This is a genomic window from Planococcus sp. 11815 (assembly GCF_051096385.1).
GTDB classification, from domain to species: Bacteria; Bacillota; Bacilli; order Bacillales_A; family Planococcaceae; genus Planococcus; species Planococcus citreus.
The window spans coordinates 2,764,389-2,789,989 of sequence record NZ_CP096991.1 but is presented as its reverse complement, the minus strand read 5'-3'; the positions used below and the strand labels follow the sequence as shown (position 1 = coordinate 2,789,989).

Genomic DNA, 25,601 nt, shown 5'->3' with positions numbered 1-25,601 from the left:
GTTTACCACAGACAGGACAATTTAAACGTTGGAATATTGAAAAAGAAAAGGGTGGCTGCCGTTTAAGCACAGGCGGTTGGGGTATTCAGATAACAAGTAAGGATTAAAGGAGGATGATGGGTGAATGACATTATACGACGAAATCCAAGAGCTGAAACAATTCGAATGTGAAGACCGCTGTGTATTGAGTGTATATCTCAATACGAACCCGGCAGACCGTGAAGCACAGAACGGGGCCTGGAAGATCCAGTTGAAGAACGGCCTGAAGCGCCTCGAGGAGTATTTGACCGCCTCAAAAGATGAAAAGGAATTGAAAGCCTACAAAGAATTACGTAAAAAAGTGGAAAAGGAAATATTGGACAATCAAGGCGACCTCCAGAAGGGTGTCGTTATTTTTGCATCCACTCAAGACGACCTGTTTTGGGTGAAGCATTTGCAGATTTCCGTCAAAACCGATTTCCAATGGGAAAACAAACCGGCACTCGACCAATTGCGCTATATCTACAAAGCATATCCATATGCAGGCGTGATCCTGCCGAGCTTCAAAGGCATCCGCGTGCTTGATACATCTGTCGGCATCGTCAATGAAGAAGTCTATTACGAATTCGACGCAGGCCTTGAAGTATGGACTGAGCAAAAAGGCGTCAGAAGCTCGGGGCGCATCCAAGGCCGCAGCGGCGCTGGTTCGACTGGCGGCGGCGCTGCTGGCGGAAACAGCCCGGTCATCGGGGGAAGCGGCGGGGGAAGCCCTGTCGATGAACTCGACCACCGTTTAAAAGAAAACTTGGACCGTTTCTATAAAGACATGGGCGCGAAAATCGAGAAGTTGAAAAAAGAGCGGCGCTGGGAAGAAATCCACGTCATCGGGGAAGCTGAGCACGCCCAGTCATTTTCGAAAGCGCTCCACAAAAAGCCCAACAGCTGCATCCATAAAAACCTGATCAATAATAGTGCAGACAAGATTCTGCATGAAGTTTTCGAGAAATAATAAAAAGCTCCGGCCCAGCCGGAGCTTTTTTAATGGGGTTGTGGGCAAAACGTGCATGTATCGAACGCCGCCAATTCCTTATACAAGCAGCAAGTTTTCCGCATTGGCACGGAGACTGCCCGTTCAAGGGGCGTGGTGCCGATGAAATTGCGCCACTGGGATTTGCGGAGGGGTTCCCAATTCTGGTCTTCCATCAGCCATTCGAGATCTTCAGCGGCCATCCGCGGATAGTGTCTTTGAAGGTTTGCGTAATACCAAGCAAGTGAGCCGAGCACATTTTCCCAGCACGTAATCGGCGATATCTTTGCGTGGCGGCGCAATTGCCGGAGCAGCGCATCTGTCTGCCCGATCAATACATACCGGAAAGCTTCGCTTCTTTGTTCAGCGGGAATTTCAATGAAATCAGCTGACTCGACGTGAAAAGAAATGAGCGGCAAGCCGTAATTCTGTATCCGGCCATAGCCAAGTTTTTCAGGCGGGGTCTTGAAATATCCGCCCTGCTGGTGGATTAAGCTGAATTGGGCCGTCACGAATAATGCGATTTGGCGAAAAAAATAAGAAACAGCCACTCCATTGTTTTCCGTTCCGCTCCAGTCCTTTAACTCTTCAATCAATATCTCCGGATTGGAAGAAGAAAAGGGATGGGCAGGAAGCCGGTCGACGATGACCGATTGCATTTGGAGTGCTTGTTTAACGGCCATAGGCAAGTGCATCTCAATTCCCCCTTTTTCTCCATGCTACCGGAATAGGGCGGGGCTGCCAAGCATCAAAAAAGCCGCTTCCCTCAATCGGGAAGCGGCTTTTGCTGTTTAGACGGATTGTAGGGCGACAGCAGGGCCGAAGAATTCATAATGGATCTGCTCATCGGACATACCGAGTGCGCGCAATTCGCTGATCATTTTCTCCATGAAAGGAACGGGTCCACAGACGTAGACTTCGCCGCTTGCATCGACCATGTCTTCCAAGATTTCGCGAGTGATATAGCCTTGTGGCTCATCGGAATACAAAGTTTTGTATTTGGCATTGTCCATCGTCGCGACGTATTTTTGGACGTCTTTGTCGAAAGCATGCAAAGTTTCGTTGCGTGCTGCATGAAGGAAGGAAACCGGGCGTTCCGGTGTTTGTGTAGCCACCGTTTCGAACATGCTCATCATCGGCGTGATACCTACGCCGCCGCTGACGAAAGCGACAGGCGTCTCACGTTTTGTATCGAGCACGAATTCGCCGGCAGGCGCGCTGACTTCGATGCGGTCGCCTTCGTTCATGTTTTCGTGCAGGTAAACGGACACCAGGCCGTTCGGGTCGTTGTCAGCTTCGCGCTTGACGGAAATACGAAACTCATCCGGACGCGATGCTTGGGACAAGCTGTATTGGCGGTTGAAAAGGAATTCTTCTCCAGGGATCGCAAGGCGAACCGTGATGTATTGGCCAGCTTCATAGCTCGGCACATTCTTGCCATCAGCCGGTTTTAGATAGAACGAAGTGATGTTTTCGCTTTCTTTCACTTTGCGTGCAATGGTGAAGTCTTTGAAGAAGCTCCAGCCGTTTTCCTGGGTTTCGGATTTTTCGTACATGCCGTTTTCGATGCTGATGAAGACATCGGCAATGACGCCGTATGCTTCTGCCCAGGCATTGATGATCTCATCTGTCGCCGCATCGCCAAGTACTTCTTTGATCGCTTTCAGCAAGTATTCCCCGACGATTGGGTAATGTTCAGCTTTAACGCCAAGGCTGACGTGTTTATTGGCGATCTGGACAACTGCTGGAAGGATCGCTTCGAGATTATCGATATGCACCGCAGCTGCATACACAGTATTGGCAAGCGCCGTTTGCTGGCGGCCTTGTTTTTGGTTGGCTTGGTTAAAAATATTTAAAAGTTCCGGATGCGCTTCGAACATATTGCTGTAAAAAACGGTGGTGATGGTTTTTCCGTGTTCAGCTAATACAGGGGCAGTGGATTTGACAATGGTTCTTGTTTGTTCGGATAACATAGTCAATCTCTCCTTTTGTTTTCTATAATCCCACTATAAACCGAAAGGAGTTTAAAAGATATATTTAAAATACATCTTTAAAATTTAGACACATTTCATTTCACAGAAAAGTCACACATGGAATAATGGGCTGAAAAAGCCCCGATTCTGCAGATGCGTTTCCTTTCCAGAAATTATGGCGGCGCGTATAATAAACGTGCAGGGAAGGTGAAACCAATGAGATTAACGATGTATACGGATTATTCATTGCGCGTACTCATCTATTTGGGAACAAAAGAAGATGGCAAACTGACAACCATACAGGAAATTTCCGATGCTTATCATATATCGAAAAACCATTTGATGAAAGTGACATTCGAACTCGGCAAAGCGGGATTTATCGAGACGGTCAGGGGCAGGGGAGGCGGCATTCGTTTGGCGGACCGTCCCGAGAACATCAATGTCGGCAAGGTCGTCCGTAAAATGGAAGAAGATTTCCACTTGGTGGAATGTTTCAATCCAGAGACCAATATGTGCCCGATTTCCCCGATCTGCGGGCTACGTGGTGTTCTCGGCAAGGCACTGCATGCGTATCTGTCAGTATTGGATGAATACAATTTGCAAGATCTTCTATTTAATAAAGAAGGATTACGTGATTTATTGCGCACGTAAAAAGCCTCCGATAGCGGAGGCTTTTTTTATAATTCGATTGTTTGTGGATCTTTGCCTTTGCGGTTCATTAAACGGACACGCGTTGGCGTAATTGCCAGGATGATCAAGTTGGGGTCTTCTGGGCCATCGAACCAGCCGGTCAAGTGTTCGTTCCACACTTTGTCGATCAGCTCACGGTCATCCCGCAGCGACATCTGGCCTTCGATTTCTAGGAAGCTATCGCCGACGCCTTCCCCTTCGTAGCCAAGCAGGATATGGGCGTTAGGATTCTTCTCGAGCTCGTCCACTTTCTGTGTCTGCTTGCTTGTAGCCGTATATAAAGTAAACTCGTCATTGAAGAATGTCATATAACGGGAATGCGGCTTGTTGTCTTTGATCGTTGCCAAAGTCCCGATCATGCTGTCTTCCAAAATTTTCAATGCTTGTTGTTTTAATTCTTGTTGTGCCATTCAAATCTCTCCTTTACAGTAGTATCGTTTGCCAGGAAAACTGCGGGCGATAAGCCCGCAGAAGAAATCATTCTGGATGTTTTTCCTCGCTTGCTGAATCATCTTTCGTATCACGGGGATTTTTTTCGTCTTTCATGTCCTGCTTCAAGTCTTCCAATGGGATGGAATCCACATTCATTTCTTCTTCGTGCATTTCTGTCATGGTTTCTTTATCTGTCTTAACTTGCTCAGGATTGTCCATTGGAGCTCCGTCGCTTGTTTTTCGTTCCTTTTCGTTGAAACGGTCTTTTTCTGCCATCGTTAGCACCTCTCCTTTAGCGTTCTTGTCTATCTATTCCTTAATTGGAGTGCTTTAAAACATTAGAACTTGCTGGGGATACCCGGCTGGCGTATGATTATTTAATAGTGCTAAATAAGGAGGATGGCTATACAATGACGCAACAAACGAAGGTAAACGTGGGCGGCCTGGATTTTGAATGGGATCTCCCACAAGGGCGCTTCCTCTTTGAAGGGCAGAATTCCGTACTGTTCTGGACTTCCACTGCGATGAAAATGTTCTTTGATTCCATCGAGGAAATCTCTGGGGAAGACGCAGCAACTGTCGTTTTGGAGTCGACAGGATTTCGCCAAGGCCAGGTAGTGGGGGATTATTTCCACAAAATGGGCGGGATTTCCGTTTTTAAAGCTTCGGAACTTATAACCAATACATATGCATCAGCTGGCTGGGGATTGGCATCCATCCGCAATTTGGATATAGAAGCCGCCACTTTGGAAGTGACGCTGAAAAACAGCTGGGAATATCAGATCAATGTGGCACAAGGAAAAAAGACCGGCGGCAGTTTCTTGCCGGCCCATTACGCGGGAATCTTCAGCTCGCTCCTCGGCCGCAGCATTTGGTATGAAGTGGTCCACTCGCAGATTGAAGGGCATGATGAATGCCTGATCCGCTATTTCCCGTCAGAAGAGACGATTGAAAAGAACATCCATACACTGGCACGCCGCAAAGAATCGGAGAAAATCCGCGAACTCGAACAGCTGGTGGATGAAAAGACAGCGGATCTCCATGACATGATCCGGGAAATCTCTTCACCGCTTATTCCAGTGCTCGAAGATATTGTGGTCGTTCCGCTTCTCGGACGCTATGATGAAGCGCGTGCTGAAGAGTTATTGACCAAAACGCTTGAGAATTTGCCGAAATACAAAGCGCGCTATTTGCTGCTCGATTTGACCGGTCTCAATGAAAGCTTCAACCAGCATGCGGCGATGCTGATCGAAAAATTAGGGTCTGCCGCGAATTTGATCGGGACGAAAACGGTGCTGGCCGGCATTTCGCCGCACACCAGCATAACGATCACAGAAGCGGGAGTAGACCTCTCAGGCTATGAATGCTTCCGTACGCTTCAACACAGTATCCACTTCGCGTTGGCGCAGAACGGCAAGACCATTATTTAATTACAATGCTTTCCCGATTCGCAGAAACGCGTAGGGAAAGCTTTTTTTGGATATTTTTGAATAAATTGGATAAAAATATAAAGAAAAAACTATTTAGTATATTGAGATTTCTTAAAAGAAATGATAAGCTTGAGAAGAACTATACATAGCTGACCACTGGGGGAGCCGGAATTGACTGGCTGAGACGAGCGAATGCTTGGACCCCTTGAACCTGATCTGGACCATGCCAGCGTAGGGAAGTGGTGCGTATGCTTCCTTTTGTCTGCATACACCGCTTCCCCATGGGAAAGCGGTGTTTTTTTATGGGCTTTGGAGTCATGCATAAGCTGAGAGGAGTTGAGACATTTTGGAGGAAACATGGGGCTATATGGAGTCGGGGCTTTGCACCCCGGCCCACAATATGGCAATGGACGAAGCATTGATGAACTGGCAGCGAAAGACAGGCATGAAACCTGTGCTCAGATTTTACGGATGGGCGCCAGCCGGGATTTCAGTGGGATTTTTCCAGAAACTGAATGGCAGTATCGATCTCGAAAAAGCTGCGCAATTAGGCATTCCCTTGGTCAGGAGGCAGACCGGCGGAAAAGCCGTACTCCACGATCAGGAATTGACTTACAGCGTGGTAATTCCGGAACATCATCCATCCATGCCAAAATCTGTAAAAGAAGCGTATTTGGTCATTTCCCGAGGCTTGCTTGAAGGTTACCGCAATTTAGGGATTCGAGCACAACTTGCTGCAGAGAAGAAGCGTTCGAAAGAATCTTCAGCGGTATGCTTTGAAGAACCGTCTTGGCATGAATTGACTGTTGAAGGTCGAAAAGCGGCAGGAAGCGCGCAGACAAGAAAACAAGGCATCATTTTGCAGCACGGCTCGATTCCGCTTCAGCTTGATGAAAACCAGTTGTTCGAATTGTTCGTATACCCGAGTGAAGCGGTGAAGGAAAGGGCGCGCCAAGCTTTCCGAACACGCGCCGTTGCAATCAACGAACTGATGCAAGAACCGGCAAGTTTAGAAGAAGTGCAACAGGCATTCAAGGATGGATTTGAAACGGGGCTTGGCATCCGTTTGGAAAAATTTGAACCGCCAGCTGAACTGCTAGAAGAAGTGCGCGTGCTCGAAGACAAATACGCAAGCGAAGAATGGAACCACCGACGAGAAGAGAAAGGGGAACTTATGCGATGACAAAAACAAAGCAGCGTGAACGTAAACCCGAATGGCTGAAAGTGAAATTGAACACGAACGAAACTTATAATGATCTGAAGAAATTGATGCGCGAGAAAAAATTGAACACGGTATGCGAAGAAGCGAGATGCCCGAATATCCATGAATGCTGGAGTGAACGCCGTACCGCGACCTTCATGATTTTGGGGGATACGTGCACAAGAGCGTGCCGGTTCTGCGCCGTCAAGACCGGGTTGCCGAACGAACTGGATTGGGGCGAGCCGGAACGCGTAGCGGAATCGACGGAAATCATGAACTTGAAGCATGTCGTCGTTACAGCAGTCGCCCGCGATGATTTGAAAGATGGCGGAGCTGCCGTCTTTGCGGAAACCGTCCGCGCCATCCACCGGAAAATGCCCGAGACCACGGTCGAGATTTTGCCGTCCGATATGAAAGGCGATTACGAAAGCTTGCATATGTTGATGAGCAGCGAACCGGATATTTTCAACCATAATATTGAAACGGTGCGCCGCCTGACCAAACGGGTCCGTGCGAGAGCGACCTACGATCGTTCACTGGAATTGCTATTGCGGGTCAAGGAAATCGCACCGCATGTGCCGACCAAATCAAGCATCATGGTTGGGCTCGGGGAAACGAAAGAAGAGATTATCGAAGCGATGGATGATCTGTTGGCGCACAAAGTCGACATCATGACGATCGGCCAATATTTGCAACCGACATTGAAGCATTTGGACGTCGTCCGTTACTACCATCCGGACGAGTTCCAGGAGTTGAAGGAAATCGCATTGGCGAAAGGATTCAAGCATTGCGAGGCCGGCCCGATGGTGCGTTCTTCATACCATGCGGATGAGCAAGTAAACGAAACCGCTGTGCAGAAACGCATCAAATACATGAAAGGCGTCGAATCAACGGGCGCGAAAATCGACCGCATCGAATTTTGAAATAGCGGAGCGGGTCTATAGAAACCTTTCTTAGAGGAGGGCTTGAATTGAGAAAAATACTTGCTGCGGCTATGCTGTTATCCACCGCGCTGTTCGTTATGAGCGCATGCAGCCCGTTGCTTGCGGCAGAGGAACCAGACCTCTTCGAATATGAAGGGGCGGCAGTCGGGAATAACAGTGCCGTTCTCAACACCCTTAACAGGCTGCCGGGTGCAGAGCATTTTACAGGCTTTGAACTGGAGACGAAACAACAGCCTTATGGAGTCACCGCCTCTTACGATTGGGAAAAGGCAACATTATCGGATAAGGAAACAGCGGCACATAATGCGACTTATTTGTTTACGCTGATCGACAATGTGGAGTGGGTCCAATTTGACTTCGACACAGGAGCAGACGTGGAACAATACCAACTGACGAGAGAGCAATTGCAAGCTTGGTATGAAGTGGATTTGACCGAAATTGATGAGCAAGAGAAATTAGAAGAGCTGCTCGAACAATATTTGGATGAAGACCAAAAAATTGATGCGCTGTTGACACAATCCTAAAACTGCATGAAACCTAAAAAGAGCAGCGGCATTAGGCCGCTGCTTTTTTGTGTTGAATCGTACTGAAAAAATTTCCCGGGAAATGGATAGGGGAACCCGGTTATTTGGCGATTTTTGCAACTTCCACAATCACTTGAGTCGCTTTTTCCATGTTTTCAGCGGAGATGAACTCGAATTTGCCGTGATAGTTTTCGCCGCCTGTGAAGATGTTCGGCGTCGGCAAGCCCATATAAGATAATTGGGATCCATCCGTACCGCCGCGTACAGGGATGATGTCCGGGGAAAGCCCCAATGTCTTCATCGCTTGTTCGGCTTGGTCGACGATTTCCATCACGGGTTCGATTTTTTCGCGCATATTATAGTATTGGTCTTCGAGCTCGAGTTCGATTGCTTGTTCACCGAATTCTTTTTGCAATCCGGCAGCCACTTGTTCCATATGGCGTTTTTTCGCTTCGAATTTGTCTTTATCGAAATCGCGCACAATGTACTGAAGCACCGCTTGTTCGACGGAACCATTGAAGTTGTTCAAGTGGATAAAGCCTTCGTAGCCTTCCGTTTTCTCAGGCACTTCATCAGATGGCATTTCAGCCTGGAAGCGCGTCGCGACCGTAATAGCGTTGACCATTTTGTTTTTGGCGGAACCGGGGTGGACGCTGGTTCCGTGTATGGTCAATTTCGCGCTCGCGGCATTAAAGCTTTCGTATTGAAGCTCGCCAAGCGGGCCGCCGTCCATCGTGTACGCATAGTCGGCGCCGAAACGGGCGACATCGAATTTATGCGGGCCGCGGCCGATTTCCTCATCCGGCGTGAAGCCGACGCGAGTTTTGCCGTGTTCGATTTCCGGGTGTTCGATCAAATATTCCATGGCAGTCATGATTTCGGCAATTCCTGCTTTATTGTCGGCACCGAGCAAAGTCGTGCCGTCTGTCGTGATCAAAGTATGGCCGATGTAATTCTGCAAGGCAGGGAAATCAGCCGTTCTCATCGTCACTTTGTCATTTAATGAAATGTCTTTCCCGTCGTACTTTTCGACGCGCTGCGGGTTGACGCCTTTTCCGGTGAAGTCGGTGGCCGTGTCGACATGTGCCAGAAAGCCGATGACCGGGCGCTGTTCTTCTGTATTCGCCGGCAAAGTGCCGAATAAATAGCCGTGGTCGTCCACTTCGACTTCCTCCAAGCCGATGTTCTTCATTTCTTTTTCCAGTTCAGCGAGCAAATCCCATTGGCCCGGTGTAGAAGGGGTTGCGTCATTTTCAAAATCGGATTGCGTGTCGATTTTGGCGTAGCGAATCAGGCGTTCGATCAATTTTTCGATCATGGTAGAGCCTCCTATGTATGTAATGACTCCATTTTAACACGAAATTCGAAATACATAGAAAAACCAGCGCCGGGGCGCTGGTTTTTAATCTTGTTGTTTGGCGGCGAGTGAGCGGATATGGGCTTGTTTGACTTGCGCCAATAAAGCGTGTTCAGTCAGCAAACGGTAACCTGTTTGCGCCAATGCTTTTGCGCCTTTGATCAAGGCTTCGTCGCCTGCTTTCGAACGGGCGGCTTCGCGGAATTGTTCGGTATGGGCAATGAGGCTTTCAGGGCCGATTTTGATATAGCCGTGGGCAGTCGGCACTTCATAGCTGATATTGCCGGCATCGGTCGAACCGAGTCCGGAAATGCGCGAATCGGCTACTTTGTCGCCCAATGTTTCAAGTTCGGCTTTAAGGATTTCATCGAGCTCAGGCGTGACAACAAGATCCTTCACTTCATTCTGAAAACGTTCGATTTCGACACGGGCGCCTGTCGCTAGGGCAGCGCCTTCAGCGATGGCACGTACTTTTTTCGCCGTCTCGGCTGTTTTTTTCCAAGAATCGCCGCGGATATAGAAGCGGGCAGAGGCGTATTCTGGGATGATATTCGGCGCGTCGCCTCCGTGCGTGATGATGCCATGTACCCGTGCATCATCCGGTAATTGTTGGCGAAGGGCGTTGATGCCGTTGAACAATTGAAGCACGGCATCGAGAGCATTGATGCCTTTTTCAGGAGACCCGGCAGCATGGGCCGGCTTGCCGTAGAAATGAAAACTCAAGGGATCCACAGCAAGTGATGGGCCAGTCACAGCCGAATTGCCTGAAGGGTGAAGCATCAAAGCGGCATCGATCTTTTCGAGCAAACCGTGTTTGACGAAGCTGCCTTTCGCGCTGCCATTCGGCCCGCCTTCTTCGGCGGGGGTGCCGAGGACGACGACGCGCCCGCCGGTCAATTCCAAGGTTTTACTGAGCGCAATCGCGGCTGCGACACTGGTTGTGCCGATAATATTGTGTCCACATGCATGGCCAATGCCCGGCAAAGCATCGTATTCAGCAAGAAACGCGATGGTCGGCCCTGGCTTTTGGCTGTCGCGGACTGCATAAAAGGCGGTGTGGTGGCCAGCGACACCGTCTTCAACCTGGAATCCGGCTTCTTCGAGCAATCCGGTCAAGAGCCCGCTCGCGAACACTTCTTCATTGCCGATTTCAGGATTTTCATGGATAGCATGGCTGATGCGTAAATATTGTGCGCGGTTCTTGTCGATCGATTCGGTGATTGTCTCGCGCGCTTCGCTAATGATGGTCATGTGATCGTCCCCCTCGAATGGATTTCTTTTAATCATGGTCTGTTGCTGCAGTGCCACTGTTTTTTTATTGGTAATCGACTAATTCCTCGACTGAAACAAAAGTCGGGATTTGAGCGCCTTCTGTGTGCTCGATGACAAATTCAGCTGTGTCTTCTTCCTGGTACAATTCGACGATGCGCTGATACGCCTCGTTATCTTCTTCGCCAGCTTGTGCAGCGATCAAGTTGATATAAGGTTTTGCCGTATCGCTTTCACGGGCAATCGGGTCTTCTGTCGGGTTCAATCCAGCATCCACTGCGATGCCGTTATTGACGATGGAAGCAGCGACGTCAGCCATAGCGCGCGGCGTATGGGCGGAAGTCATCGGGACGACTTCAATGTTTTTCGGGTTGTCGATGATGTCTTCTGCTGTTCCCGTCAATCCGGCATCATCGGATAAAGTGATGAGCCCGGATTCATCGAGCAAGAGGAGTGCACGGCCCATGTTGGTCGCTTCATTCGGCATAGCGATTTGGGCTCCTTCAGGAAGTTCTTCGATGGATTCGTATTTGTCGGAATACAAGCCCATCGGCGCAATGACGGTAGAGCCGATCGGTACGATGTCGACATTGTGCTCTTCGACAAATTCATCGAAATACGAGATGGTCTGGAAGGCGTTCAAGTCGAGTTCGCCTTCAGCGAGTGCCAAGTTCGGCGCAACGTAATCCGAGAAGGTGATGATGTCGAGTTCGATGCCTTCTTCAGCGGCTTTGTCGCCGACATAATCCCAAATCGTCGTGTCCGATCCACTGATTCCAAGTGTCACTTTCGTGGTTTCGCCGGCTGAGCTATCGTCGCCACATGCGCCGAGAAGCGCGGCGATGCCTGCTGTTGCAAAAAGAGCTGTAATTTTTTTCACGATGAAATCCTCCAATGGTTTTTTAAAAGTGATTGTGCTGATGAATAAATCGCTTGATTGTATTTAATTGATGTGAATAAAAGGACTTAGCTCCGGCGCACTCTGCGGGACATGAGGTTGCCGAGCGATTGGACGCCTTGGACAAGGACGACCAGAATGGCGACAGTCAAGAGCATGACCAATGTGTCAAAGCGCTGATAGCCGTAAGTGATGGCCAAGTCGCCGAGCCCGCCGCCTCCGATTGCACCTGCCATTGCGGAGGCGCCGATTAAGCCGACGATGGCGATGGTCAATGCCAGGACAAGGGAGCTGAGCGCTTCTGGTATAAGGAAGCGGAAAATGATCTGGCCGGGAGAAGCGCCCATCGCCTGGGCGGCTTCGATGACGCCTTTATCGACTTCGAGCAATGAGTTCTCGATCAGCCGGGCGATGTACGGACCTGCATAAAATACTAATGGGACGATGGCTGCGGCGGTGCCGATCGATGTGCCGACAATGATGCGCGTCAATGGAATGATGGCGACCATCAAGATGATAAACGGAACCGAACGGAAGATATTGATGACGATGTTCAATACGTTAAAGACTGCTTCATTCTCGAGCAGATGCCCTTTTCTCGTGACGACCAGCAAGATGCCGAGCGGCAAGCCGATGAAGAGCGAGAAAACGAATGATGCACCCGTCATGTAAAGGGTTTCCCATAAAGCTTCTAAGATTTGCGATTGATCAACCTGCATGTTGCTGCACCTCCTCTACTTGGATGTTATCGTTTCGGATCGAGGCGAGTGCGCGGTCGATTTCTGCATGAGCGCCGTCGAACTCGACAATCAAGTTGCCGTATGGAATGCCTTGAAGTTCTGTAATGTTACCGAACAACACATTCAAATCGAGCTGGAATTCGCGTGACACCCGTGACATGAATGGCTGGCCGACTGAATTCCCGGTAAACTGCACCCGGTAGATCGGGCGTGTCCCGTCGTTGTGGCGGATCTGCTCAAGCAGCGAAGCCGGCAATTCATCGTTCATGACAGAACGGACGAACCGCTTCGTCGTCGCGTGCTGGGGATTGCTGAACACTTCAAATACGCTGCCTTGCTCGATGACACGGCCTTCTTCAAGAACGGCCACTTTGTCGCAGATTTCCCGGATAACGCCCATCTCGTGAGTGATGAGCAAAATGGTGATGTTGTATTCCTGGTTGATGCGGCGCAGCAGATCCAGTATGGACTGGGTTGTCTGCGGGTCGAGCGCTGATGTTGCTTCATCGCATAGCAGTATTGACGGGTTGGTGGCGAGTGCACGAGCAATACCGATGCGCTGCTTTTGCCCGCCGGATAATTGATCCGGGTATTTTTTCGCTTGGTCGGCAAGCCCGACAAACTCCAATAGTTCTGCCACTTTCCGATCGATTTCCGCTTTCGGGGTCTTGGCCAGAATCAGCGGCATCGCGATATTATGGTGTACGGTCTTCGAGTTCAGCAAATTGAAATGCTGGAAGATCATGCCGATGTCTTTTCGCGTATCGCGGATTTTGCGTGCGCTTAAAGTGGAAATGTCTTCTCCGTGGATGAGCACGCGTCCTGTTGATGGGCGCTCGAGCAAATTCACCGTGCGGATCAATGAGCTTTTCCCCGCGCCGCTAAATCCGATGACGCCGTAAATTTCCCCGGTCTCGACGGTCAAATCGATGCCGTTGAGCGCATGGACTTCCTGCTTGCCGGATACGTAAGTTTTCTTGACTGCTTCAAATTGAATCATGGTGTCCCTCCTGTGGCTGCAAATAACGATTCGAATGAGTGCGAACGAACACTTTCTTGGAATAACAACAAAAAGCCCTCTTTTTTCTTATACGCAAGAAAAAAGAGGGCTCCAAAATATGAAACCATCTCATTCTCATCTTCCAAATGCCGAAACATTTGCAGGAATTAGCACAGTTTTCGCTGATTTGCGAATCTGCTGCCGAAACGTCATAGGGCCTGTCCCTCGGTTTCTCTGGATAAGAAAGTGATGTAAGCTATTCAATTCGTGATTCCTACTCTATTTCGAAATAGAGAAAAAGTCAACAAGTTTGATAAAAAAAGTTTTGCGGAAAATTGCGTTTAATAGTAGTTAAAATTTTTAGAAAAATATGCTTGACTTTAAACCTGGATGTACCCTATACTTTTCCTCAAGCAAAAAATAACTGAATACTCTTATCACGAGAGGCGGAGGGAATAGGCCCTACGATGCCCGGCAACCAACAGGCTCATGTCTGGAAAGGTGCTAAATCCTACAGCGCGCATTTGCGCCGCTGAAAGATAAGAGGAGGCAAATCCGTATATGACGGCCCTCTTCTTTCTGAAGAGGGTCTTTTTATGTCCTCCTCAAAACGAACAAAACTATTACAAAAACAGGAGGAATTGACAATGACAAACTTCAAACCAGAAACTCTTCTATTACACGGTGGCCAAGAACCAGATCCAGTGACAGGCGCTCGCGGCGTACCGGTCCATAAAACGACTTCTTATGTATTCAAAGATACCGAGCACGCACAAAACCTATTTGGCTTGAAAGAAACGGGCAATATCTATTCGCGTATCATGAACCCGACAGTTGATGTATTCGAACAGCGCGTCGCACTTCTTGAAGGCGGGACCGCTGCAGTAGCTTTGTCTTCAGGGATGGCAGCCATTGCATTTTCAGTTTTGAACATTGCGGAAGCGGGAGACGAAATTATCGCCGACAGCAATTTATACGGTGGAACCTATAACCTATTCGCCAACACATTGCCGCGCTATGGCATTAACGTAAAATTCGTCGATGCGACAGATCCTGAAAATTTCCGTGCAGCGATTACCGATAAGACGAAAGCCTTGTTCGGTGAGATCATCGGAAATCCAAGCTTGAACGTGTTCGACGTCGAGCAAGTAGCTAATATCGCACACGAAAACGGGGTTCCGCTGTTGATCGATAATACTTTCGCATCGCCTTTCGTCAGCAATCCGATCGAATTCGGTGCAGACGTGGTCATCCATTCCGCCACGAAATGGATCGGCGGGCACGGAACGACGATCGGCGGCGTAGCGGTTGATGCCGGACGGTTCAACTGGGACAACCCGCGCTTCCCGAATTACACGGAGCCGGATGAAACCTACCATGGCATCCGTTTCGGAATTGATGTGCCGGAAGCGGCATTCGCGACGAAATTACGCGTCCAGCTGTTGCGCGATTTCGGCCCGTCACTCAGTGCGGACAGTGCCCATGCACTGCTTCAGGGACTTGAAACTTTGCACCTCCGGATTCCGCGCCACGCGACGAATGCGCAGAAGGTCGCTGAATATTTGAAAGACCATCCGCAAGTCGAGTGGGTCAATTACCTTGGCCTTGAAGGGCATCCATCCAAGACACTTGCTGATAAATATTTGAAAGACAGCTACGGTTCGATCGTCAACTTCGGCATTAAAGGCGGCAGGGAAGCCGGCCGCAAAGTAATCGATGGCGTTAATTTATGGTCGCACGTGGCGAATGTCGGCGATGCCAAATCATTGATCATCCACCCGGCGTCCACGACACACCAGCAATTGACAGCAGAAGAGTTGAAAAATAGCGGCGTAACGGAAGAATTGATCCGTTTGTCTGTAGGATTGGAAAACCACGAAGATTTAATCGCTGATTTGGAGCAAGCGATCCAAGCGGCAGTACTCGAGAACGCGTAAGGAGGGATTCGGATGACGACAGTATCCATCGGCCAGCTAAAACTTGAATCAGGTCAACTATTGCGTGAAGTGGAATTGGCGTATGAACGCGTCGGGGAAAGTTCCGCGCCGGCGATTCTGGTTTGCCACGCGCTGACGGGCGATCAATATGCAGTGGGTACTGCAGATCAACCGGGTTGGTGGGCGGGGTTGATCGGCCCAGGCAAAGCGGTGGATACTGGACAGTTCCAAGTCATCACGTTCAATGTGCTCGGGGGCTGCAGCGGTTCGACCGGCCCCCTTTCGATCAATCCGGAAACCGGTGAACCTTATCGAGCGTCATTTCCTGAACTGACCATTCGTGACATGGTAAGAGCGGAGCGGAAAGCCCTTGAAGCTTTGGGCATCAACCATTTGGCAGCGGTGATCGGCGGTTCTCTCGGGGGCATGAAAACCTTGGAATGGGCAAAGCTCTATCCAGAGTTTCTGGATACGGCCATTGCACTTGCTGTAACGCCTTATTATGGAGATTATGGCGTTGCATTCAATCACATCGGCATTCAGGCAATCGAAAACGATCCCGAGTTCCAGTCAGGCAATTATCATCAGGAAACCAGGTTGAAAGGATTCGAAATCGCGCGCATGGCCGGCATGGTGACGTACCGGAGCAGCCAATTATTCAATGGCCGCTTCGGTCGTTCACGCTGCGGGGAAGAGTTCGAAGTTCAGTCTTATCTGGATTATCAGGGGCGCAAATTGGCAGGGCGCTTTGACCCGAATAGCTACCTCGTTTTGCTGAAAGCCATGAACACACATGATGTGGAAGAGGCGGAATTAGCCGCCGAGCTGCTCTCAATCTCCTATAGCCACGACTTGTTGTATCCGGGAGAGTTGATGATTCCGTGGGTCGAAAACCAGCCCAATGCAAAATGGGAGAAAATCGAAACGGATTTCGGCCATGACGGGTTCTTGGTGGAATTCGAAAAATGGGCGCACCACGTACAGAATCAATTACAGAAAACGGTGAATGCCAAAAGCCATGTATTAGCATAAACTTGTTCATCATAAAAAGTATTGAAGAAGTCCATGATGAACTACAAATTAAAAAAGTTGATGACCTTTTCTACATTCTAAAATCAATGACCTCTATAAGTATTTGGAGAAGCGTTCGCTCGTAAAACCTTCTGCTCAATAATGCTGCGCATTACTTCGCAAAGACAATGTCTCACGTAGGTCGGCTTTATCTTTCCTGCGGGAGCAGCGAAGCGACGGGTTTGAGAGACCCCGCAGGCAATTAATGAGTGAAGCTGTGCTGAGCACATTCATTTGCGATACTCGAACGTAGTGAGAGTTGAGCAACGTTTTCAGTGACGAGGAGGCTCGATTCCCGCCCGCGGAAAGCGAGCGATAAGCTTCGGAAAATACAACTTTTTAGCTTCTCCACAAGATATCAAAAAAAGATCGAAGCCTAAATGGCTCCGATCTTTTTTTGCGTTTCGTCAATCCTCGTCTTTAATATCGATATCATCGGGGATTGGCGTAGCGCGCCACTCTTCTAGCTCAAGTTTGGCGATTTCGAGCTGTTTGAAATGGCTCTCGAATTGGGAGGTGTTGATCAAGTATTGTTCTCCGTCATGGACTGCTCGAATCCGGCCTTCAAGTACGTAACGGTTGACTTGCTCTTCCGGCATCGACAAAAAAACGGCAGTTTCCGAGACTGTCATATACATGCGATCGCCTCCTCTTTTCTTCTATTATAATGTTATTTGAACCCTATCTCAAACCATCCGTGCCGTGGTATGTTTAGGAGTGTGGATTAATTTTCCATAATCTAGTACAAGCATGGTTATTTTCCAACTATGCTTAAATAAATTTCAAACTTTAGAGAGAGAAAGCGGGGGAAGCTGATGCAAATTAAGGCATACATGTGGGTGTTATTCGCAGCGATGCTTTGGGGCACGACCGGGACAGCACAGACGTTTCTGGTGGGGGAAGCCCATCCGTTAACGATCGGGGCATCCCGCCTCGCAATCGGCGGTTTTGGCCTTTTGGCATTTGTGTGGATTTCAGGAAAGCTAAAAGGTGTAAAGATTCCGTGGCTTTGGGTCGGGCTTTCCGCATTGTGCATGGCCTTGTTTCAACCTTTCTTTTTTTCAGCCGTGCAATTGACGGGCGTCGCGATCGGGACGGTCGTGGCAATCGGCAGCGCACCAGCTTTTTCGGGAATATTGGAAGCACTCGTATTGAAGCGCAGACCTGAACGTGTGTGGGTATTTTCAAGCACTCTGTCGGTCGTTGGCTGTATTTTGCTTTTTGCGAACCGTGATAGTTATATCGTCGACCCGCTCGGCGTGATGCTTGGGCTGCTGGCAGGTTTGGCATTTGCAGGATATGCCATGTTCAGTAAAAATGTCCTGGGCCTCATGGAAGTAGTGCCCGCGGTGGCTGTAATCTTTTCACTCAGCGGGCTTGGCTTATTGCCGTTCCTGTTTTTCCTGGATACCGGCTATTTAGCAGTACCGCAAAATATGATGATCGTGGCATATTTGGGCCTTGCCGCGACAAGCCTTGCTTATTTATTATTTTCGAGCGGATTGAAAACCATTCCTTCCTCATCGGCGGTCACCTTATCGCTAGCAGAGCCGCTGACAGCTTCTGTATTGGGGGTTGCCGTAGTCGGTGAAGCGTTAAGCGGGCAGTCTTGGTTCGGGATTGCGCTGTTGATTGGCGGCATTGCGCTGCTGGCATTCGGCAAAAACCGCAAAGCTTAAGAATTTCTTCAGAATTTGAATGGGCTTCGCTTAAGAATTTCATTTTATACTTAAGCCAGAACTGAAAAGAGGTGGAACGTGTGGAACAGCTGACAGTCATGGTGGCAGATGATGACCAGGAAATCCGGGAAGGCATCAGCATCTATTTGAAAAATGAAGGCTTTCTGGTAGTAGGGGCAGCAGATGGGCAGGAAGCGCTCGATTTGCTGGAAACGACGCAAGTGCATCTCGTCATCATGGATATCATGATGCCGAAGCTTGACGGCATTCATTCAACATTCAAGATTCGTGAAAAACGCAATATCCCGATCATCATGCTGAGTGCCAGAAGCGAGGATTCTGATAAGATCCACGGGTTGTCGATCGGTGCGGATGATTATGTGACCAAGCCTTTCCATCCGATGGAATTGATGGCACGGGTGAAATCACAACTCAGACGTTACGTGAAGCTTGGAGATTATGGGCAGTCCAGCCATACACTTGAAATCGACGGATTGAGGCTGGATTCAGAGTCGAAAACGGTTGCGGTAGACGGCGCAGAAATTCGCATGACACCGACGGAGTTCAATATAACCGAGTTGTTGATGCAGCATCCTGGCCGTGTCTTTTCCATCGGTGAGATCTACGAGCGGGTCTGGCGGGAGCCGGCATATAATGCAGAAAACATCGTCGCTGTACATATCCGTAAAATCCGGGAGAAGATCGAAGCGGATCCGAAAAATCCGAGGTATGTAAAGGTGGTGTGGGGCATTGGCTACAAAATGGAAAAATGATCTTTGGTCTGTCGCTGCGATTGCGGTTGCTGCGATATGCCTCGTCTACTGCTCTTCTTTTATTTTGGACTTTGTCATCAAGTCTCCAGAAGAATTGCTTGCCACACTTCGCCACTTAACAAAAGGAGACATATGATATGAAGAAATGGATGTGGCTTGCAGGCATTTCCTTGTTGCTCTTATGCTTATGGACCGTCACGGAAAAAGGATTGGGTTATTTCGGCAAGGCTTACACGGACACAGAAGATTTTCATTACGATTTCGCCAGATTTACGGAAGGGCTGCTGCTGTTCGAACTCGCCCCGCCGAAATCCACTGTCGATCAATCGGTCGCTTCCTGGGAAATCGACCAGTACCGCATGGATAATAACTCCCTGACTGACCAGATCCAGATGGTTCGGGATCAATATGCGGATGCAATTTCAGCAGCAGAGGAAGAAGGCGATAACTCTTTAGTGGAAGAATTGGAAGAGCAGCGCGGAGAGGAAATTTTATCTGTGCGTGAAAACTTTTCCGACGACGAAGCAGCGAAAAAAGCGATTATCGAACAACGCGAAGCGGATTACGAGGAAGCGCTGGGGCAACTGGCTTCACAAAAGGCCCAATTTGAAGGCCAGGCTGCGGGCTATGTCTATCAATTAAGGGATTTGGACAGCGGTGAAGTATTCACCAAAGGAACAATCAACGATGAGCCCTTTTTCGAACAAGTGTATTCTGCACAAGAGCCGCTTTATTTCAGCAATGGCTATTGGAGTTTTGACTTTCCATACGACGATGCCAACAGTACGCTGGCTGATAACCGGTTTTCAGGGGTCATCCAAATACCGGAAAAAGGAGTAGCAGGTGCTTCGGTGATCAGCGGGATAAACCAATTCCGACTGCTCAAGTTCTTTCTGTATTTCCTATTGGCAGTAGTAGCAGCCGGTGCATGGTGGCTAGTCAAAAAGCGGCCGGTCCGGACAGCGTGGTATACCGGATTAACGAGCTATCACAAATGGCAAAAACTTGCGGTCGAGTGGAAGCTTATCGGGTTCACCGTATCGGCGATGCTCGCCTTGGCCGCTGCGAACCATTTCGCGGCAGTGTTGACAAGGCCGTGGGAAAGCGGGAGCGGCTCTTTCCTGGAAGTCTTTATCGCACTGGCACTCGCAGTGCTGTTCTGGTCGCTAAGTATATTGCAGGCAATTTGGCTATGGCAGCATTTCGGCAAATGGAGCTGCTTTAAAGAAGAGATTCAACAAAGTTTCATCGCTTCCCAGGTTTACTCGGCGAAAGATGCGTTTCTCAACCGCACAATCGGTTTTCAGATGGCCTGGGTGCTAGCGGTAGTGTTTTTATGGGGCGCCGGAACAGCGCTTATGATATTACAACCGGTCGTGGTGATTGTTTGGCTGCCGGCTACATTATTGATCGGGCTGCCGTCGCTATTATTTTTGATGACGCGCTTCGGTTATTTGAACCGCTTGCTCAAAGGGACGGAACAACTGGCTGCCGGAAGCTTGGGAGCGGAATTGAAAATAAAAGGCAAGTCGCCGCTTGGCCGCCATGCCGCCCATTTGAATGTTTTGCGGGAAGGTTACAAGGCATCGGTATCGGAACAGGCAAAAAGCGAACGCCTGAAAACCGAGCTGATTACCAATGTCAGCCATGACCTCCGCACGCCGCTCACTTCGATTATCACCTATACGGATCTATTGAAAAATGAAGATCTAGGAAATGAAGAGCGGCGGAAATACGTCGACATACTCGACCGGAAATCAGAGCGCTTGAAAGTACTCATTGAAGATTTATTTGAAGTTTCAAAAATGGCTAGCGGAAACGCAGAACTCTCAAAGCAACGCTTGGATATGAAGCAACTGGTCACACAAGCCTTGGCAGAGCATGAGGAAGCGGTACAGGAAGCGGAACTCGACGTCCGCATCGCGGCTCCGGACCATCCCGTATACGCTTCGGTCGATGGCCAGAAGTGGTGGCGCCTTCTCGATAATTTGATCTTGAACGCCACCAAATATTCATTGCCGGGAAGCCGTGTCTATATTGCGCTGACAGAGCAAGCTGGTGAACTGGTCATGACGATGAAAAACGTCACGCGCTACGAATTGGGCGACAATACAGAAGAATTGCTCGAACGCTTCAAGCGCGGCGACACCTCGCGGCAAACCAAAGGATCGGGGCTCGGGCTCGCTATCGCCCAGTCCATCGTGGATCTTCACGGCGGGCAGATGAAACTGGAGGTGGACGGAGATCTGTTCAAAGTAACCGTCCTGCTGCCAAATCATTAATGGATGAATGAACACAATAAACCACCGACAGGATTCCCGTCGGCGGTTTATTGTGTTCGTTCGGGAGCGCCACCGTCATTTTAAAATTAAATTGGCATTAGGGCCGGAATGTCGCCAGATTGCGTTTAGGAAAAAATATAAGGGGGATACTAAAAATGAACCATTAAATTGTAAAGGAGATGACACATTTGAATGATGTAACCAATTCATTCCAGAATGTCGGGAATACGATCATCAACTACATCCCGAACATTCTCGGCGCCCTATTATTGCTTGTCGTTGCGTGGCTCGTCGCTACCATCGTTAAAGCGATCTTCTCGAAAGGGTTGAAAAAAATCGGTGCTGACAACGCCATGGTAAAAGGCCATATGGCTAAAACGAAGGAAGACGCGGATGACAAACTGGACTCTATCGGAAAAATTCTTTATTATTTGATTTTCATCCTGTTCATTCCAAGTGTATTGCAAGCACTCGACATGCATAACGTCGCCCAGCCGATCTCGAACATGATGGACAAGTTCCTGGCATTCCTGCCAAACCTGTTCATGGCGCTCTTGATCTTGGTGATTGGCTACTTTATCGCGAAGTTTGTTAAAAAATTGGTGGAAAGCTTATTGGCCACGATGAACATCGACAAATGGTTCAATAAAATGACCAATAAATCCGGCACGAACGAGCGGGTGGCTCCAAGCGACCAAAACACGCTTGCTAAAGTTTTAGCGAATGTGGTCTTTGTCATCGTGCTCATCCCGATCGTAACGGTAGCGCTTGAAACCTTGAACATCGAATCGATTTCACAACCGATCGTATCGATGCTCAACCAAGTGCTCGGCATGATCCCGAATATCTTTGTCGGCATCATCCTTATCCTTGCGGGTGTCTTCATCGCGAAATTCGTCGCCGATTTGCTGATTGGCTTATTGAATGGCACAGGGATCAACCGCTTCTCTTCATATTTGAGCCCTGACAAGAACAAAGAGCCGTCATTCGACATTGCCCAAATTATTGGCAAAGTCGTACAGGCGATCATCATCATCTTCTTCGTGGTGGAAGCCATGAATGTCTTGCAGCTGGATGTGTTGAATTCCATCGGCAATGCAATCATCGCGTACTTGCCGCTATTGATCAGCTCATTGATCATCCTTGGGCTCGGGCTCATTGGAGGCAGTATGCTCGGGAATTACATCACTCGCGCTTCGGGCAATAGATTGTTCGGCGGCATCGTAAAATACGCAATTTTCATCATTGCGATTTTCATGACGCTTGACCAGTTGAACTTTGCTTCAAACATTGTCAACTTGGCCTTCCTGTTCATCATTGCCGGCCTTGCCGTAGCGTTCGCCATCGCATTCGGAATTGGCGGCCGTGACTTTGCGAAAAACCAATTGGCTAAAATGGAAAAGAAAATGAAAGAAGAAGACAATAAACCGAATATGTAAGTCGTCTTCTGCTGCGCCTGGCATATGCCAGGCGCATTTTTTTGTCTTCACATACAGTGGAGAGACGAAGCTTCTGTCAGGGAATGAATAATTAATCATCAATATACATATTTTTTTACAGAAAAACCCTATTTTAGTTTGAAGTAATTATATATTTATATAATTTTTTGCGTTTGAAAAAAAGCTTGGAAAATGATTTTTGTAAAAGAGTATGAGGGATAAATAGCATAGTTAAGCGAATAGATGAACAGGAATATGGTTCAAAAGGTTATTGCTATAATTGTTTAAATTTTATAAAAATTCAGTTGACTATCATTTATGCAAGCGGTTACAATCAAGGGAGTTATTATCATAATAATTTTTGAAGGGGGATCGCTTGAATAAAATCTGAGCGAACGCTCAGTCTGGGGTGTATGAAAAGAGAGATTACACAAATTGGAGGGGAAAGCATGAAAGCTTACAAAAAGGAAGTCCAGTTTACAATTTGGATGACGGCGGCGTTTATTCTAGTAGGAAATGTCGGCTTGATTTTTTCCATTTTTCCGGTAGATGCCATGCTATTCGGGTTTCCGGTCATGTATATCGTGCCTATTTTGATGGGCTGGTTCGGCGTTTTCCTGTTGACACTTGTAGCAGGGAAAATCGGCAACCGGATCGATGATGAGATCGAAAGAGAAAATGATACGCTCGGCAATGCCGACGAAGCAAAGGAAGTGTAAGCGATGGAGCAAAGTTGGCAACTGGACAATCCAATACTTGGGCTTGTGGTCGTAGGTGCAACATTCGTTTTGTTTTATATCGTAGGTTTCATCTCGAACCGCCAAAGTAAATCAGCTAAAGAGTTGTACGTGGGCGGGTCAAACGTCGGAGCGATCACGAATGGCTTGGCGATGGCTGCTACATATATGAGTTTGGCAACATTTTTAGGCATTACCGCTCTTATTTTGCAATTGCAGGTTCCGTTTATTATGTTGTGGATTCAATTGATCTTGGCGATTCCCTTGATCACGATTATTTATGGAACAAGTTTACGCCGTATGGGTGCATTTTCACCGACTCACTTTATCCGTGACCGTTACGGCACGACGGCTTCTATCATTGCTGCATTGTTCATGATCTTAGTATCGATTATGTATGCACTTGGCCAGATGATCGGCATCGCGATTACGTTTGAGACATTGCTTGGCATCCCTTATATTACAGGGCTGTTCATCTTTGGTATCTTGATCGTCGGCTACATCACGATCGGGGGGATGGCTGGAGCGACGAATAACGCTGCGATCCAAATGGTCATCATTGCTTTGATGTTCATCGTACCGCTTGCGGCAATCATGAAAGCGATCGGTGCTTCAGGATGGTATTTCCCGCCATTGCTTTATTCGGACATGGTTCCGGCAATGATGGACGCATTGCCTTCATTTTTTGATTACCAATTTTCACCGAAGTGGTATTTCTCCATCATCCCTGCGCTGACGATTGGGGCGCTCGGATTGCCTCACTTGGCAATGCGCGTCTACACGGCTTCTTCATTGAAAAGTGCGCGCTCTGCGATGGTTTGGTTCGCGTTCATTCTCGGGCTGGTCTTCTCGGCGACTTATGCGATGGGCTTTGTCGGGGTCTTTGCGACAACTACGCAAGGCGTGACGATTTCAGATGCGGATGCGGATAAACTAACGATTATTTTGAACATGGTCTATAACCCTGAATGGGTAACAGCGCTTGTTATTGCCGGTGCCATCTCTGCTGGCCTCTCGACCTTGAGCGGAAACTTGCTGGCAATCGGTGCATTGATTTCACAAGACATCATCTCTACATTGAAACCGAACATTTCGCAGCGCTTAAACTTGCGTATTGGCTTTATCGCAATTTTTGCAGGAGGGATTGCGAGTATCTTGCTTGCGATTAACCCGCCGGCATTCCTTGTCGTCAGTATTCTCTGGGCGTTCGGTTTGGCAGGCGTCACCAATGCGCCGCTGATCATCGTCGGTGTCTGGTGGAAAGAAGCGAATAAATTCGGCGCGATCGCAGCGTCTGTCGTCGGCGGTGCTATCTATATCATTGTATCTCCATTCGTTTTCCCGAGCATTGTGTTGACGGGACATGGAGTGACTGACGGCATGGGGCTATCGGGTGCAATGCTTGCGGTACCGATCAGCTTTATCTTGCTGATTGTCGTTTCTTATATTACGAACCGCATGCCGGCGCTTTCCGGGAAATTGACGAAACAAGCGGATATCGAATTGATCGAGCGTATCCATGGCTGGAAAGATATCAAAGCTTACCGCTATAACAGCACGCTCGGTGCGGGAATCACGGTGGTTGTTTCTGCGGCAGTGGCAATCTGGGCGTTAATGCCTTGGGGAATGTAAATGGTAAAGGGAGTGGCAAAGTTGGTTGGAAAAATGATAAGCCTGGATGATCCATCTTACCGGTCATTCCTGGAATTACCGAAAACCGAAACGGTGAGCCGGATTTTGCTGCTCATCGTGGGAGTAGGCTACGGCGCGATTTCAATCGCGTCGCAAGCCTCGTACATAAGCAGTTTCGATTCCGCTTTATTGCAGAATTTTCTCGTCCCGGCCATCTTCATCATTTTTGGGATCTTGACGGCATTTATCACGAAAGTTGGAATGGCGGCGCTGCTGTGGGCGGGATCTAAAGCGCTCGGCGGAACTGCAAAATACCGAGCTATCAGCTTGGTGGCCCCGGTGGCCCTGCTTCCAGGCTTGCTCGGCGCGCCTCACCTTGCTGGTCTTGGCGACGGTTCATTGTGGGTCAATCTCTTCCTTGTCATCGGCGTGGTGTGGATGTATCTGGTCAGCGTGAAGATCATACAAGCCGTACAAGGGTTCAATGCAACGAAAGCGTATTTGTCTGCTGGAATGGCATTCTTGTTTTTGGCAAGCGTCTATTATTTGGTCATCCCTGCGAGTTGAATAGGAAAAGGAGGAAATTA

Annotated in this window: 25 protein-coding genes and 3 riboswitches; of the genes, 15 read left to right on the top strand and 10 right to left on the bottom strand. The window is 48.7% G+C overall.

Annotated features, from left to right (window positions below):
• Positions 1 to 124: 124 nt before the first annotated feature.
• Positions 125 to 988 (top strand): VLRF1 family aeRF1-type release factor, encoded by an 864-nt coding sequence (locus tag M1Q06_RS13985; protein ID WP_434400127.1) that lies wholly within the window; start codon positions 125 to 127, stop codon positions 986 to 988.
• 29 nt (positions 989 to 1,017) lie between these two features.
• Here the strand turns inward: M1Q06_RS13985 and M1Q06_RS13980 are convergent, their stop codons facing one another.
• Together M1Q06_RS13980 and hmpA are read right to left on the bottom strand one after the other, a co-directional pair.
• A complete protein-coding gene (locus M1Q06_RS13980; RefSeq protein WP_101191473.1) occupies positions 1,018 to 1,701 on the bottom strand; it encodes an IucA/IucC family C-terminal-domain containing protein in 684 nt (227 codons plus the stop codon).
• A gap of 96 nt (positions 1,702 to 1,797) precedes the next feature.
• Positions 1,798 to 2,979, bottom strand: coding sequence for an NO-inducible flavohemoprotein (gene hmpA / locus M1Q06_RS13975; protein ID WP_404466756.1), 1,182 nt, complete (start codon positions 2,977 to 2,979; stop codon positions 1,798 to 1,800).
• Positions 2,980 to 3,195: 216 nt separating this feature from the next.
• Here hmpA and M1Q06_RS13970 point away from each other — a divergent pair, with 216 nt between their 5' ends.
• Complete coding sequence (locus tag M1Q06_RS13970; RefSeq protein WP_058383791.1) at positions 3,196 to 3,630, top strand: RrF2 family transcriptional regulator; 435 nt, start codon at positions 3,196 to 3,198, stop codon at positions 3,628 to 3,630.
• A gap of 26 nt (positions 3,631 to 3,656) precedes the next feature.
• Here M1Q06_RS13970 and M1Q06_RS13965 read toward each other — a convergent pair whose 3' ends face one another.
• Positions 3,657 to 4,079 carry a pyridoxamine 5'-phosphate oxidase family protein gene (locus M1Q06_RS13965; protein ID WP_101191469.1) on the bottom strand — a complete coding sequence of 141 codons (423 nt, stop codon included), beginning with the start codon at positions 4,077 to 4,079 and terminating at the stop codon, positions 3,657 to 3,659.
• A 67-nt stretch (positions 4,080 to 4,146) separates the two neighbouring features.
• Positions 4,147 to 4,377, bottom strand: a complete 231-nt coding sequence (locus tag M1Q06_RS13960) for a hypothetical protein (RefSeq protein WP_101191467.1) — start codon at positions 4,375 to 4,377, stop codon at positions 4,147 to 4,149.
• A 134-nt stretch (positions 4,378 to 4,511) separates the two neighbouring features.
• Here M1Q06_RS13960 and M1Q06_RS13955 point away from each other — a divergent pair, with 134 nt between their 5' ends.
• The 4 genes from M1Q06_RS13955 to M1Q06_RS13940 all read left to right on the top strand — a co-directional run bounded on the left by M1Q06_RS13955 (position 4,512) and on the right by M1Q06_RS13940 (position 8,200).
• Positions 4,512 to 5,531, top strand: a complete 1,020-nt coding sequence (locus tag M1Q06_RS13955; RefSeq protein WP_404334810.1) for an STAS domain-containing protein — start codon at positions 4,512 to 4,514, stop codon at positions 5,529 to 5,531.
• Positions 5,532 to 5,679: 148 nt separating this feature from the next.
• Positions 5,680 to 5,786, top strand: a riboswitch (TPP riboswitch).
• Positions 5,787 to 5,874: 88 nt separating this feature from the next.
• The gene (locus M1Q06_RS13950; protein WP_404337839.1) at positions 5,875 to 6,714 is read left to right on the top strand and encodes a lipoate--protein ligase family protein; all 840 of its coding nucleotides are present in this window, start codon (positions 5,875 to 5,877) and stop codon (positions 6,712 to 6,714) included.
• Positions 6,711 to 7,655 carry a lipoyl synthase gene (lipA, locus tag M1Q06_RS13945; protein ID WP_434400123.1) on the top strand — a complete coding sequence of 315 codons (945 nt, stop codon included), beginning with the start codon at positions 6,711 to 6,713 and terminating at the stop codon, positions 7,653 to 7,655. Before M1Q06_RS13950 ends, lipA begins: the two co-directional genes overlap by 4 nt.
• 47 nt (positions 7,656 to 7,702) lie before the next feature.
• Positions 7,703 to 8,200 carry a DUF4825 domain-containing protein gene (locus M1Q06_RS13940; RefSeq protein ID WP_101805561.1) on the top strand — a complete coding sequence of 166 codons (498 nt, stop codon included), beginning with the start codon at positions 7,703 to 7,705 and terminating at the stop codon, positions 8,198 to 8,200.
• A gap of 100 nt (positions 8,201 to 8,300) precedes the next feature.
• Here the strand turns inward: M1Q06_RS13940 and pepT are convergent, their stop codons facing one another.
• The 5 genes from pepT to M1Q06_RS13915 all read right to left on the bottom strand — a co-directional run bounded on the left by pepT (position 8,301) and on the right by M1Q06_RS13915 (position 13,464).
• Complete coding sequence (gene pepT, locus M1Q06_RS13935) at positions 8,301 to 9,518, bottom strand: peptidase T (protein ID WP_434400121.1); 1,218 nt, start codon at positions 9,516 to 9,518, stop codon at positions 8,301 to 8,303.
• 84 nt (positions 9,519 to 9,602) lie between these two features.
• Positions 9,603 to 10,808 carry a M20 family metallopeptidase gene (locus M1Q06_RS13930; RefSeq protein ID WP_434400119.1) on the bottom strand — a complete coding sequence of 402 codons (1,206 nt, stop codon included), beginning with the start codon at positions 10,806 to 10,808 and terminating at the stop codon, positions 9,603 to 9,605.
• A gap of 64 nt (positions 10,809 to 10,872) precedes the next feature.
• On the bottom strand, positions 10,873 to 11,706 hold the full coding sequence (locus M1Q06_RS13925; RefSeq protein ID WP_434400117.1) for a MetQ/NlpA family ABC transporter substrate-binding protein: 834 nt from the start codon (positions 11,704 to 11,706) through the stop codon (positions 10,873 to 10,875).
• 86 nt (positions 11,707 to 11,792) lie between these two features.
• Positions 11,793 to 12,443 (bottom strand): methionine ABC transporter permease, encoded by a 651-nt coding sequence (locus tag M1Q06_RS13920; RefSeq protein WP_121298548.1) that lies wholly within the window; start codon positions 12,441 to 12,443, stop codon positions 11,793 to 11,795.
• A complete protein-coding gene (locus tag M1Q06_RS13915) occupies positions 12,433 to 13,464 on the bottom strand; it encodes a methionine ABC transporter ATP-binding protein (RefSeq protein ID WP_271853492.1) in 1,032 nt (343 codons plus the stop codon). The genes M1Q06_RS13920 and M1Q06_RS13915 overlap by 11 nt, the downstream gene beginning before the upstream one ends.
• Before the next feature lie 132 nt (positions 13,465 to 13,596).
• A riboswitch (SAM riboswitch) is annotated at positions 13,597 to 13,709 on the bottom strand.
• Positions 13,710 to 13,895: 186 nt separating this feature from the next.
• A riboswitch (SAM riboswitch) is annotated at positions 13,896 to 14,010 on the top strand.
• A gap of 101 nt (positions 14,011 to 14,111) precedes the next feature.
• Here M1Q06_RS13915 and M1Q06_RS13910 point away from each other — a divergent pair.
• Complete coding sequence (locus M1Q06_RS13910) at positions 14,112 to 15,401, top strand: O-acetylhomoserine aminocarboxypropyltransferase/cysteine synthase family protein (protein WP_434400114.1); 1,290 nt, start codon at positions 14,112 to 14,114, stop codon at positions 15,399 to 15,401.
• 12 nt (positions 15,402 to 15,413) lie between these two features.
• Positions 15,414 to 16,433, top strand: a complete 1,020-nt coding sequence (metX, locus tag M1Q06_RS13905; protein WP_434400112.1) for a homoserine O-acetyltransferase MetX — start codon at positions 15,414 to 15,416, stop codon at positions 16,431 to 16,433.
• Positions 16,434 to 16,879: 446 nt separating this feature from the next.
• Here metX and M1Q06_RS13900 read toward each other — a convergent pair whose 3' ends face one another.
• Positions 16,880 to 17,110, bottom strand: a complete 231-nt coding sequence (locus M1Q06_RS13900; RefSeq protein ID WP_434400110.1) for an excisionase family DNA-binding protein — start codon at positions 17,108 to 17,110, stop codon at positions 16,880 to 16,882.
• Between the two features lie 177 nt (positions 17,111 to 17,287).
• Here M1Q06_RS13900 and M1Q06_RS13895 point away from each other — a divergent pair, with 177 nt between their 5' ends.
• From M1Q06_RS13895 to M1Q06_RS13865, 7 genes are all read left to right on the top strand, one after another.
• Complete coding sequence (locus tag M1Q06_RS13895; protein ID WP_434400108.1) at positions 17,288 to 18,151, top strand: DMT family transporter; 864 nt, start codon at positions 17,288 to 17,290, stop codon at positions 18,149 to 18,151.
• A gap of 80 nt (positions 18,152 to 18,231) precedes the next feature.
• Positions 18,232 to 18,924, top strand: a complete 693-nt coding sequence (locus M1Q06_RS13890; RefSeq protein ID WP_101191446.1) for a response regulator transcription factor — start codon at positions 18,232 to 18,234, stop codon at positions 18,922 to 18,924.
• Positions 18,925 to 19,061: 137 nt separating this feature from the next.
• A complete protein-coding gene (locus M1Q06_RS13885; protein ID WP_434400106.1) occupies positions 19,062 to 21,206 on the top strand; it encodes a sensor histidine kinase in 2,145 nt (714 codons plus the stop codon).
• A gap of 188 nt (positions 21,207 to 21,394) precedes the next feature.
• A complete protein-coding gene (locus M1Q06_RS13880; RefSeq protein WP_211655119.1) occupies positions 21,395 to 22,645 on the top strand; it encodes a mechanosensitive ion channel in 1,251 nt (416 codons plus the stop codon).
• 449 nt (positions 22,646 to 23,094) lie between these two features.
• Positions 23,095 to 23,364 (top strand): hypothetical protein, encoded by a 270-nt coding sequence (locus tag M1Q06_RS13875; protein WP_101191442.1) that lies wholly within the window; start codon positions 23,095 to 23,097, stop codon positions 23,362 to 23,364.
• Between the two features lie 3 nt (positions 23,365 to 23,367).
• The gene (locus tag M1Q06_RS13870; protein WP_121298534.1) at positions 23,368 to 25,014 is read left to right on the top strand and encodes a solute symporter family protein; all 1,647 of its coding nucleotides are present in this window, start codon (positions 23,368 to 23,370) and stop codon (positions 25,012 to 25,014) included.
• A gap of 12 nt (positions 25,015 to 25,026) precedes the next feature.
• Entirely contained in the window at positions 25,027 to 25,581 is a 555-nt protein-coding gene (locus M1Q06_RS13865; RefSeq protein WP_241663088.1) for a hypothetical protein, read from the top strand.
• Positions 25,582 to 25,601 lie beyond the last annotated feature (20 nt).